General features: G+C 72.7%; 2 protein-coding genes. Both read right to left on the reverse strand.

The features are described from left to right. Positions 1 to 146: 146 nt before the first annotated feature. Positions 147 to 2,519 carry a hypothetical protein gene (locus DER29_RS05225; RefSeq protein ID WP_148709977.1) on the reverse strand — a complete coding sequence of 791 codons (2,373 nt, stop codon included), beginning with the start codon at positions 2,517 to 2,519 and terminating at the stop codon, positions 147 to 149. 82 nt (positions 2,520 to 2,601) lie between these two features. Continuing rightward, positions 2,602 to 12,372 carry a polymorphic toxin-type HINT domain-containing protein gene (locus DER29_RS05230; RefSeq protein WP_121396293.1) on the reverse strand — a complete coding sequence of 3,257 codons (9,771 nt, stop codon included), beginning with the start codon at positions 12,370 to 12,372 and terminating at the stop codon, positions 2,602 to 2,604. Positions 12,373 to 12,563: the final 191 nt, after the last annotated feature.

Here is a 12,563-nt window from a genome sequence, read left to right on the forward strand (position 1 = left end):
CCATCGACCTGGCGTCGCGGTCGTCGCCGCTTCCCTTGAGAAGCGACGGTCCGGTGGACGGCCAGCGGATCAATATCGGGAGGAAGGTGCTGGTGTGTCGGTACCGGGCCGGGCGCGGACCGGTGCCGCGCCCGACCCGTGGTGCGTCAGGCCGGTGGGGCGGGGAGGGTGTGCGCGGCGAAGACGCCGCGCGCGACCGCCGTGACAGCGGTGTCCCCGGCCTGCACCGCAGTGGTCGAGCTACGGTCGGCCGCGGCGGCAAGGCCGGCGACCGGTTGCCGTTCGTAGATGCGGCTGGCGTTGTTGGCGTTGCGGAACAGGATCAGCCACGTCTGCCCCGCGCCGTTGGTCACCGGCACGATCGTCGGATCAGTCGCCGCCGACTCGAACAGGTCCGGGATCGCGGCGGACCAGCCGCCGAACACCCCCGAACCCTGCGCCGTCTCCCACGACAGCATGACCGCGCCCGTGGTGCTGCGGGTGACGACCGCCGTGCGGCCCAGCACCGGGTCCAGGACGGCCGCCGGCGCGCCCGCCGACACGTACGACCCCAGCGACGTCCAGGCTGCCGGGAACGTCCCCGCCGCGTCCTGGTACTTCGTCGCGATCCGGCCGTCGAGGTTCTGCACGAAGACGCGCGTCCGGTAGCCGGGGTACACCACCACGGCGGGCGTGCTGGTGCCGGTGCCGCCGAGGTTCGTCCAGGGGGACAGGGTGCCCTCGACGTACTCGGCCGTCGCCACCGTGCCGGAGGCGGTGCGCAGGAACAACCGCACGCCGGTGCGGGTCGGCGCGACGACCGGCGTGCCGGTGAAGTCCTGGTCGCTCAGTGCCCGCCAGGCCGGGATGGTGCCGGTCTGCTGGTAGACCCAGAGCTTTCCGTCGGCGTCGACGGCGAACACCGCCATCGTGCCGGACGGCAGCCGGGTCACCACCGGGGCGGCGGCCATCGAACCGCCGAAGTCCGCCCACGCACCCCACGTCGCCGAACCCACCGCCGTCTGGGTACGCGCCCACACGTCCGAATCCGAGTAGCGGGCCGCCACCTGCACCTTGCCGTCACCCAGCACGCCCAGCGACGGCCGGCCCGAGAACGCCTCGTTGCCCGAAACCACGGTCCACTGCACCGAGCCGAAGTTGTCCACGTCGGTCTGGTGCCCGATCAGCACCCGGCCGATGTTGTCCGTGTACGCGTACTCCACCATGCCCAGCGACGCACCCGCCACCGGACCGGCCTGCACGCCCACCGACGCCGCGAACGACTCCACCGGGGCCGCCGGGATCGGGTCGGCGAAGTAGCCCTGGATGTCCACGATGACGCGGGTGGACGCGGGCAGCGTGTGCCTCAGCCGGATCGCGCCGTCGGTGCCGGGCGGGACGATGACCAGGCCGGTCACGCTGTGTGGCTTGCGCGTGTGCACCTGGGAGACGGCGGGCACGGCGCCGCCGGCCGGCCACACCTGGACGGCGCCGGCGGCGGACGGGGCGACGGCGGTCACGTTGACGACCACGCCGGCAACGCCCCGGGTGGGCATGCCGAGCTTTCCGGTCACCTGCACGTCGACCGTCCCACCGGCCGCGACCGAGCCGTCGTGGAGGCGGGTGGCCGCGAGGTGCCGGAAGCCGGCTCCCTGGCCGGCGTCGCCGCTGATGTAGCCGTACGGCGCGACGATCAGGTCGACGGCGGCACCGCTCTGGTTGGTGAACGTGGCCTGGCCGGCCGCGGAGAGCGGCACCGAGGTGAGGTGCCCACTGTGTCCGGTCTCCTCGAAGCTCACCGCCGAGTGCGGCGGCGCGCCGCCACCGGCCGGCATCACGCCGAGCCAGCCGGGCTTGGTCACGTTGACGGCGATCACGTTGGCCAGCACGGCGGTCGCGGTCGCCGGGATCGCGCCGCCGGTCAGCGTCACCGTGCGGTTGCCCTGCGCGGCGATCTTCGCCTTGGTCGTACCCGTGCCGTCCCGGGTGTCGATCAGCTTGTCCGGCGCGACCGGCACGAATCCGCCGCCGCCACCGACGGTGGAGCGGAAGTATCCCTGCGCGGTGATGATGATGTGCGAGCTGCCGGCGTCCTGCCGTACGGCGATCCGGCCGTTGCTGCCGGGGCGGACCACCGCGGTGTTGGAGACCTGTTCCCCCGGCGAGGTGTTGAGCATCGACACCCCGTTCGGGGTGGTTCCGTCCGGGTAGGCCCGCAGGTAGGTGGTGGCGGTGCCGTCCGTCGTCACCAGCCGGATCAGGACCGCGCTCACTCCGGCGGAGGGGACGCCGCCGACGCCCAGGACCGGAAACGTCACCACGCCGCCGGCCCCGACGGCGCCGGTGCGCCCGCCGATCCCGGTACGGGTGTCGAGCAGCGCGGCGCCTCTCGGCAGCGACACGTAGTCGCCGCCCAGCCCGGCCGCGTCCGCGGCGGCCGGCGACGGGCGCGAGACGGCCACGCCCAACGCCGCCACCAACAGCACCAGCACGGTCAGCAGCCGCACCGGCCGCGATCTGTACGTGCCTTCGGTCAACACGTCACTTCCCTTTGTCGTAATGAGGATGGTCTTCGGGGTCCGTGGTCGACCTTCGGTGACAGAACCGAAGGACGACCGGCGGTCAGCCAACACCGTGCGGGAACCAATCGTCGATCTGTTGGATGAACTCGACCACCTTGTCGAAGGCCTTCGCGTGGGCTTCCCGCTTGCCCCTGAAGCCTTCGAGCTGCCTCCGCAGTTCTTCCATGTCCTCGTTCCGCCGCTGAACGGTGCCGTTGCGCAGTTCGGGGAAGGTGTCGTCCAGCTTCGCGTCGTCGCAGTTGCACCGGCCCGAGGGCTTCCTTCCAGTGGTCGATTCGGGCAGCGCCGAAGGGCCGTGGACCGGGCAGCCGGCGTCGGTGTTGTGCACCAGCAGGTCCAGCCCGCCGGCGAGCACGTAGAACGTGTGCGTCGAGTCGACGGTGAGGTTGTAGACCCGCTCCCGCTCGGTACGTTCCCGGGTCGCCAGCACCGTCCCGGTCCCCCCGCCGGAGGTCCGCAACTCCTCACCGGCGACGAGGTCGCCGGCCTCGACCCAGGCGTTCCGCTCCGGCGACCAGAACGGGTGGCCCTCGGTCGCGGTGACCGTGGCGCTGGCCGAACCGCCCGGGCCGTCGGTGTCCACCTCGACCTCGACCAGTTCCTTGCGTCCCTCGCCGACGATGACGGCGGTGACCGCGAAGGCGCCGGTGCGGCCGGTGGTGGGGTCGGTGGAGAGCACCTTCTCCCCCACCCTGACCTCGCTGATCGGCTTGGTCGAGCCGTCGGCCATCCGGACCAGCGTGTCGCCGGTGAAGCTGTTGCCGGTGGCGCAGGACGCGACGTCGGCCGCGTCGTCCGCCCGCCGGGCGGTGGGCACCCGGGTTCCCCCACGGATGACGTCGGCGATCTCGTCGCCGTTCCTGGCCGCCAGACGCGCCACGCGTGCCGCGCGCACCGCCCCACCACCGACCCCACCGAGGGCGAAGCCGGCCACGGTCGCCACCGTCCAGGCGCACGCCTCGAGGTCGCCCTTGCTCACGCAGTCGACCAGATCGGTGATGCCGACCGCCTCGGCGGCGAAGCTCAGCGCGTCCTTCACGTACGGCGCCGCCGCCTGGGCGAAGTCCACCACCGCCTCGGCCGCCTTGGAGACCTCCTCGACGACCGTCCCGACCGCCTGGACCGCCGCCTGGTAGAGGACCTTGGCGCCCCGGACCGTGTCGGCCACCACGTCGCGGACGCCGGCGACCACCGCGGCCGGGATGTGTGCCGCCGCCGACACCACCGTCTTGATGGTCGACACGACCGGCTTGAGCGCGGCGGCCACGGCCTGGACCGGGTTGTGCCTGACCGCGTACTCGATGGCCCGGCGCGCGGTCTCGGTGACCCGCCGCTTCATCTCGTGGATCACCCGACGCGCCTGTTCGGCCTTCTGCCTCGCCCAGGTCATTCCCGCCGAGACGGCGCCGCTCACCCCCTGGTACGCGCGCGACACCTTGCCGGCGACCCAGGTGGCCGCGGATCTGATCTGGTTGCCGACCCAGCTGACGGCCGTGCGGGCCTTGTCGTAGAGCCATCTGGCGCCGCTGGAGATGGCGCTGGCCGCCTTCCGGATCGCCGAGCCGACCCAGCTGGCCGCCCGCTTCACGCCCGCCCAGGCGTAGCTGGCCCCCGCCCTCAGCCCGGACCAGGCGTGGGAGGCGACCCGCTTCACGCCCGACCAGGCGTTGGCGGCGACCCGCTTCGCGCCCGACCAGGCGCTGGAGGCCGTCTTCTTGACGCTGTTGACCACGGACTTGCACCAGCTGCACGAGGGCCAGTGCCCGTCCGGGTCGATGTGCGCCAGCGGGTCGCCCGCCGCGTAGGTGTACCGGTTGGCCAGGATCGAGTCGCCGGTGCGGTAGTTGACCGTGTCGCGGGAGACGAAGCCGCCGGTGCCGGGCTCGTACCAGCGCGCGCCCATGTCGACCTGGCCGGTGGTCGGGTCGGTCCAGTCGCCCTGGAAGCCCAGGTCGCCCGTGTCGCCCTCGGTGGCGACCACCTTGCCGAAGGGGTCGTACGCCTTCGAGTCGGTGAGCTCGGTCAGCGCGGTGTCCATGGGTTCGATGCCGGCCACCACGTCGCCGTGTCCGTCGGTGAGGGCCAGCAGTTGCTCGTTGCCCTCGCCCACGGCGAGGACCTCACCGGCCGGCCCCCGGGAGAAGCGGCTGGCGCCGTCGGTGACCACGTCGTCGGCCAGGCCCGCGTAACCGAACGAGGAGGTGCCACGGGCCGCCACCCGGTTCAGCGCGTCGTACGTGTACGTCACGCTGCCCGCGTTGGTGAGCCGGTCGAACGCGTCGAAGGTGTACTTCTCGGTCAGCCCGGAGCTGGTTCGCGAGGCGAGCGTGCCCCGCGCGGTGTAGGTGTAGGTGTAGTCCGAGTCGGACAGCAGCCGGTTGCGCTCGTCGTAGCTGGCGGTCTTCGCGCCGGCCCTGATCCGGTTGCCGGAGGCGTCCCAGGCGTACGCGACGGTGCCCTGCGGCCCGGTCCACGAGATCAGGCGCCCGGCCAGGTCGTAGGCGTAGGTGTGCTTGCCCGCCCCGGCCGTTCCGGCCGTGGTCTTGCCGATGAGCTTGTCGTCGGCGTCGTAGGTGTAGTTGACCGAGCTGACCGACTGCCCAGCCGCGTTGCGGGTGACGTCGCTGCTCACCCGCGCAAGGTTGTCGTAGGCGAAGGTGCGGATCCGGCCGGAGCCGTAGTCGATTCTGGTCGGCTGCCCGGCGGCGTCGTAGCTGTAGCTCTGGGTGACGCCGGTGATGCCGTCGCGGGCCGCGGTCAGCCGCCGCTTCGTGTAGGTGTAGGTGGCGGTCCCGGACGCGTCGGTCTGGCTGGTCAGCAGGCCGTCGGCGTCGTACCGGAAGCTGGCGGCGCCGGCCCGGCCGGTGGCGCTGAGCAGGTTGCCCCGGTCGTCGTAGCCGAACGTGTCGGTGCCGACCGGCGCGGCGGCCCGGATCAGCCGGCCGGCCAGGTCGTAGCCGAGGGCACGCTCCGGGGTGCCGGCGCCGCTGCCGGTCTCGCCGGTCAGCCGGCCCGCCGAGTCGTAGCTGCGGATCCGGGTCACCCCGCCGGGCGCGGTGAGCCGGGTCGGCTGCGCGGCGACGTCGTACGCCACCGTCCAGGTGCGGTCGGCCGCATTCGGGTGGGCGGTGGTGACCGGCTCGATCTGCGACTCCAGCAGGCCCCAGCTGTTGTACGTGGAGATGGTGCGGTTGCCCCGGCCGTCGGTGTAGCGGGTGGGGTTGCCGGCCACGTCGTAGCCGAAGCTGGTGGTGATCGAGGAACTGGCGGTGACCGGCTCCACCTGCCGGGCCAGGCGGCCCAGCGTGTCGTACTCGTAGGTGGTGGTCACGCCGCCCGGGCTGACCGCCGAGGTCAGGTTGCCGGCCGCGTCGTAGCCGTAGGTCTGGGTACGCAGGATCGAGCCGTCCGGCGCCACGTCCGACTCGGCGGTGATCAGCCCGAACAGGTCGTAGTCGATCCGCTCGGTGCGGCCCAGCCCGTCGCTGACGCGCACCTGCCGGCCGGCGAAGTCGTAGCCGTAGCTGGTGGCCACCCCGGCGGGATCGACGACCCGGGTGAGCTGGTCGAACACGTCGTACGTGTTGGCGGTGGTGGCACCGCTGGGCGACACGACCGACGTGACGTTGCCACGGTCGTCGTAGCGGTACTGCGTGGTGAGCGTCCGGGCGGTCGGGTACCGCTCCAGCACCGTGGCGGTCACCTGCCGGTCGAGGTCGTCGTAGGTCGCCTCGGTCCGGCTGCCGGTGGGGCTGGTCACCGACAGGAGCTGACCGGTACGTGTGTAGGTGTACCGGGTCACCGCCCGGTCCGCGGTGCCGGCCGGCGCGTCCCGGCTGACCAGCCGGCCCAACTGGTCGTACTGGTAGCGGGTGGCGTTGCCCCGCGCGTCGGCGGTCTCGAGCACGTTGCCCGCCGCGTCGTAGCGGGCCGTCGTGGTCGGCTGCAACGAGCTGATTCCGGCGGGTGGCGCGTACGTCGGGGCGGTGCTGCCGACCTGGCGGCCCAGTCGGTTGTAGGTGAAGCGGCTGACGTTGCCCCGGGCGTCGGCCGTGTGCACCGTCTCGTCGAAGGTGTTGTAGCCGGTGACGGTGGTCGGCGTGACGGTGCTCGGCGCGGTGCCGTTCTCCTCGGCGGCCACCGCCGGGGCGACCACCCGGACCTGGCGGCCCAGCTCGTCGTGCTGGTAGCGGATCGTCCGCCCGAGCGGGTCGGTGGCGGCGGTCAGCAGCCCGCGCTGGTCGTAGACGCTGGTGGTGACCCGGCTGACCGTGCCGGCGACGACCGTCTGGCGGATCGGGTTGCCGCTGTCGTCGTAGGCGAAGTCGACCTGCTCACCGGCGGTGGACAGGGTCCACGGCACGTTGGACGGCCGGCCGGTGCGCGTCATCCGGGTGACATTGCCCATCGTGTCGTACGCGTACGACGTGGTCAGCGCGGCGGCGCCGGGGTTGACCACGACGCTGGCGACGGTGCCGGCCGGGGTGTACGTCTGCTGGGTGACCGAGGTGCCGTTGGCCGAGGCCTGCCGGGTGCGGTTGCCGGCGCCGTCGTACGTGTTCTCCTCCACGACGTAGTCGCGCTTGCTGCCGTCGGCGTTGCGGAAGTTCTTCAGCACGAGGCGGTGCAACTGGTCGTCGCCGTAGTACTGGTACTCCAGCCGACGGCCCATCGCGTCGGTGTCGCTGGCCATCCGGCCGGCGTGGTCGTACGTGTAGGTGTGCAGCACCAGGTAGTCGCCGGTGGTGGGGCCCTCGTCGCCGGCGTACGCCCGCAGCCGGACCTCGGCCAGCGCGTTGCGCGCCGTGTAGGCGTAGTCGTACCGGTTGCCGTTCGCGTCCACGACGGTGGTCTCGTTGCCGAACCGGTCGTAGTTCTTGACGGTCTCGTTGCCCTCCGCGTCCGTGGTCTTGATCGGTCGGTTGGACTGGTCGTATTCCCACGTGCTGACCCGGGTCGGATCGTCGCCGCGCACGTCGTCGACCTCGACGCGGGTCACGTTGCCGTCCACGTCGTAGGAGGTCGTGGAGCGCTTCTGGTGCGCCTGGCCGGTCACCGCGTCGGTGGTGGCCGGCTCGGTGATGCTGACCGGCCGCGACAGCGCGTCGTAGCTGTGGCTGGTGACCACGCCCGCCGGGTAGCTGTCGGAGATCTCCGTGGTGGTGAGCAGCCGGCCCAACGCGTCGTAGGTGTGGGTGGTGGCCAGCCCCGACGGCTGCGTGACCCGGTAGAGGTCGCCGTTCTGGTAGTACGCGTAGCGGGTGATCTTGCCGCGCGCGTCGGTGGTGGTCAGCAGCAGGCCGGCCGGCACGGTGCCGCCGCCGTACGCCGCCTCGCCACCGGTGGTGTAGGTGTGCCGGACGGTGCCGCCGTCCGGGTTGACCTGCGTCGCCAGCTCACCGAACGGCGTGTAGGCGTAGCTGGTCCGGTAGGTGTTGTCGGTGGCGCTGGCCGAACGCCCGTCCCGCGACTCGGTCGGCAGGTCGTTACGCGGGTCGAACGGGTCGGTCACCGTCGCCGGATAGGTCGTGTAGGCGGTGTGGCAGACCCCGTTGGTGCGGCAGGTCCGCTTCGAGGTGACGTTGCCGCGCTGGTCGTGGCCCATCCGCACGGCGTCGCCGTTCTCGTTCGTGACCACGGTCTGGTTGCCGCGGTCGTCGTACTCGAACGTGCGGATCGCCATGCCCTCCAGCGGGTGCCGCACGAACACCGGCCCGCCCGCGTCCCCCGGGATGACGGTGCAGAACGACGGGTCACCCGGGTCGGGCGTGGAGCACACCTCCGTCGGCGGCGGGGGCGGTGGCGGCGTGGGCGAGCCGGGCCGGTCCTCCTCGCGGATCTCCAGGCCGAGCGGCGTGCCCGAGCGCAGCAACTGGCCGCTGAGCGCGTCGTACTCGAACAGGTGCGGCCGGTTGGCCGGGTCCAGCACCTGCACGCTGCGGCGCAGGTCGGTGTCGCCGCCGTAGACCAGCGGCGCGCCGATGGTCCACATGCCGCCGTGCCGGTCGGTGTGCTTCGTGACCCGGTCGGCCGCGGTGTCGTAACTGAACTGCGCCGCGATCTTGCCGCTCGGCAGGGTCACCGTGGTCAGCTGGTCGGTGCCGGCGGCGTACCGGTGGTGCGCGGTGACCGCCGCCTGGCCCAGCGGGTGGGAGTAGACGGCCACCTCGTCGATGACGCCGGCGAAGTGCCGGCGGGCCGTCGTGCCCCACGCCGGCCAGGACGCCGGGCTGGTCGCGTACGCCGCGCCGAGCTGGTTGAAGGTGAGCAGCGAGTGCTCGACCGTCGTGCCGGCGCGCTCGGCCGTCTTGACGCCGTCGAGGTAGAGCGTCTGCACGCCGCCCATCGCCGACAGCACCGCGTGGTGCCAGCGCCCGTCGTTGACGGCGGCGGTCGAGGTCAGCGGCGCGATCGGAGGGCCGCCGAACTGGCCACGGAGCAGGCCGTCGGTGCCCACGTACAGCACCGGCACGCCCGTGGTGGAGGCGGCGCCGAGCGCCTTGTCCTGGTAGCCCAGCAGCGGGCCGCCACCGCCGGTGGTGCTGGCCTTGAACCACAGCTCGACCGCGGTGTCGCGGGCCTTCTTCACCGCGCCCTTGGGCAGGTCGACGACCGAGGAGGTGCCGTTGAAGGTGGCCGCGGTGTTGCCGGTGCCGGTCAGCGCGCCCGCCGTGCCGAGGGTCACGCCCGTGTGGACACCCGCGTCCTTGCCCAGGTTGACGGCGACCTCGCTGCCGGCGGCGGTGCCCTGCGGCTCGCCCAGGCGCCAGTACGACTCGGGCTTCGCGTCGAGCACGCCGGTGCGGTAGTTCGAGCCGGCCGCGTAGCCGTACCGGGTGCAGGCGTTGCCGGGGGCGCAGACCGAGGTGAGCAGGTCGCCGCCGTAGGTGTAGGTCCAGGTCGGCGCCACGCCGTTGACCGCGTCCGCGGCGACGCTCGTCACGTGCGCGCCGGTCCAGGTGAAGGTCAGCGACCGGCCGGCCGTGTTGGTCTGGCTGTTGGAGACCCGGGCCCGGGCCAGCTTGCCGTCGGTGGCGTTGTAGGTGAGCACGATCGACCGCAGGGCCGCGTCGGTGATCTTCGTGAGCCGGCCCGCGGCGGAGAACTGGTAGGTCGTCCTCGCCTTGTCGACCAGCGTCCAGAGAGTGCCGTTCCAGGTCAGCGAGGCGGTGCGGCCGGCCGGGGCGGCGAAGGTGCCGTCGGGGTTGCGGCCGAAGCGCACCTGCTGGCCGTCCGGGTAGGTGACCAGCACGTTGCCGGAGCCGTCCGCGTCGGGGACGACGCGCATGTCGTACCGGGTCGACCAGCCGGCGCCGAACGCGCCGTCGCGGCGCGGGTCGAGGCTGTTGTAGGTGCGGACCAGGTTCAGCTCGGGACCGACAGTGGTGACCGTCGCGTCCATCGCGGTGGTGGACACGTTGCCGGTCTGGGCGTCGAACTCGCGGTCGCGCGCCGCCGTCGTCGCGCCCGCGATCCGCGAGGTGATCTCCGGCTGGGGCACGACGGTGAGCAGCGTCGAGGTCGGCGACGGCACCTCGTTGCCGCCGTCCTTGACGATCACCCGCCACCGGTAGGTCCTGCTCCAGGACAGCCGGCCGGCCGGCACCGTCCAGGCGGTCCTGGCCTGGAAGCCGGAGTCGAAGCACCCGGTGGTGCCGCCGGACGCCGTCTGCTCGCACACCTCGAACTTGTAGGACAGCGACAGTCCCGGGGGCGCGTCAATGTCCAGCGCGCGGGCCCACAGCTGCGGGGCCAGGGTCTGTGCGGAGTAGCCGTTCGGCGGGTACAGCTCCTGCACGACCGGTGGGATGTCGACGACCTCGAGCACCATCCGGGCGGGCGGCACCTGGTGGTCGGTGAAGACCGCGCCACCGGTACGCACCATCGTGAAGTCGAGGAAGTACCGCCCCGGCGGCAGCGCCTTGATGGTCGCGTCGAGGGTCACCGAGGCGCCCCGGGCCACCGGGACGGTCAGGTTGGCCGCGCGCTGCTGGCCGACCGCCGCGCCGGTCCGCGCGTTGTAGGCCCGGTAGGCCAGGTAGTAGTCGGCCACCGCCCACGCGCCGGCGCTGCGGTTGGTCACCGTCACGGCTACCCGGCCGTTCTGGTTCTGCAACACCGGTGGGTTCGGCACCGGCTTGGGAATCTGGTAGGAGGCGTTGTACGGGCTGTGCGTCACGTACAGCCTCGGCGGGTTGGCCGTCTGCGGGCCGGCGAACCGCTTGCCGCTGAGCGGATCGGTGGAGGCGCGCAGCGACAGGCCGTGGTTGGCCTGTTCCCCGTTGACCCACCGCTGCACCAGGTTGCCCCCGGCGCCGCCCAGGTCGAACGCCTCGGCCGCGGTCGGGCAGGCCGACGAGTCCTCGCCGAACGCGACGTAGCCGTGCGCGAACGACCTGGTGGCCAGCGCGGCGCCGACCGCCGGGCCGGGATAGGAGTAGCCGGTGCCGGCCGACCACGCGGCCGTCACCGGGTGCACGGTCACCTCCCGCGCCCGGCAGGAGTCGGCGTCGTAGTTGACCACCTGGAGCTGCGCTCCGTAGATGGTGTGGTGGCGCAGTCGCTCCACCAGGCCACCGAACTTCACGTACGAGGCGGCGTTGGCGCTGTCCACCGTGCCGACCCGCAGCTCGCTCGCGCCCGAGGCGGAGCTGCCGCCGTGCACGTACATGGCCGAGTCGGCGGCGCCGTCGGCGACCGGCAGTTCGACCGTCGGGTCCAGGCGGACCGGGTAGACCCGGGCCGGGTCGCGTAGCCAGCCGTCGTCCACGGACACCCGCAGGTGGGGCTTACCACCGACGGTACGCAGCTGGTAGCTGACGGCCGTCGAGGTCACCGGGACGGGCGCGGCGTCGACCATGTGGCCGGGTGGGAAAACGGCCCGCACCGTGCCGGCCACGTCGGACAGCTCCACGGAGCCGTCGCGCACCGCCGCGGTGAGCCCTTCGAGGCCCAGCGGGAAGTCGTACACCCGGGGGGCCCTCGGGGAGCGCAGGACCAGCGTCTCCTTCAGCGCACCGGGGCGCGACTCCAGCTCCAGGTCCACGCCGGGCAGCACGCCACGGTAGGTGACCAGTGCGCCGTCGGCCTCTCCGGGAACCGACGCGGCGCCGGCCAGCCCGTACGACACGGCCTGACCCCCGGAGAGGGCGAAGCGGGCCACGGCCGGCGCGTCGGCCCGGGGGGCGAGCCGGACCTGGACCGCGTCCGCCGTGTTGCGCCAGCCCGAGGCGGCGTCGCCGGTCAGCCTCGGGTCGATCGGTGCCCAGCCGCCGGTGGCGGTGCGGTAGTTGACCGGCGCCGCGGAGAAGACGGTGGTCTGGGTGCCGTCGGCATTCGCGTAGGCCCGCCGGTACGCGTCGCGCTGCGGCGCGAGCTCCCGACTGGTGGCCGACTGGTAGCCGCGCGCCGGGGTGACCGGTGGCTGCTGCATGGTCGCCGTGTTCGCCGGGACACTCGGTCGCTGCGGCAGCGAGTGCTGCGGGTAGCGCGACCGCTGGGAGGCGGGAACCTTCCGGTTCGTCCGTGACCGCGTCGCCGCGACGGTCTCCGACTCGCCGTCCCACCGCTGTCGCGGCGCCGCGGCCGTGCCCTGCCCACCACCGGTCCCGTCGGCCGGCACGTCAAGGCCCGCCTTCGGGGGGTCGATCGGCGGCGGCAGCTCCCCCACCCCGGTCACCGCGATGACCAGGGCCATCGCCCCCGCCAGCGCCGGGACCAGCCTGCGACGCAGCGGCGGTCGCGCGTGCCACAGGCCGGGGAGCAGGTCGACGGCCCGATCCCCGGACGTGCTCATGTTGCCGTCGCGCATCGCCGACCTCCGTGGCGCACAGAAGTGTTCTTCCGCACCGCGGCTCGCGATGCCGCCAATGGATATCGTGGTGCGGCACCCCGGTTGGACGTCGATACACAACTGTTATCCACAGTGGACGTTCAACCGCTGTCCGGTGGCCGGCTGAACGGATGCGGAAGCGCCGGCACGACGTGAGATGGCTGAGGAGT

Origin of the sequence: Micromonospora sp. M71_S20, from assembly GCF_003664255.1 — a bacterium.
Taxonomy (GTDB): Bacteria; Actinomycetota; Actinomycetes; order Mycobacteriales; family Micromonosporaceae; genus Micromonospora.

Bases quoted from the DNA above. Each gene is read 5' to 3' on its own strand.
- DER29_RS05230 (WP_121396293.1), bottom strand. From the start codon at position 12,372: ATGCGCGACGGCAACATGAGCACGTCCGGGGATCGGGCCGTCGACCTG.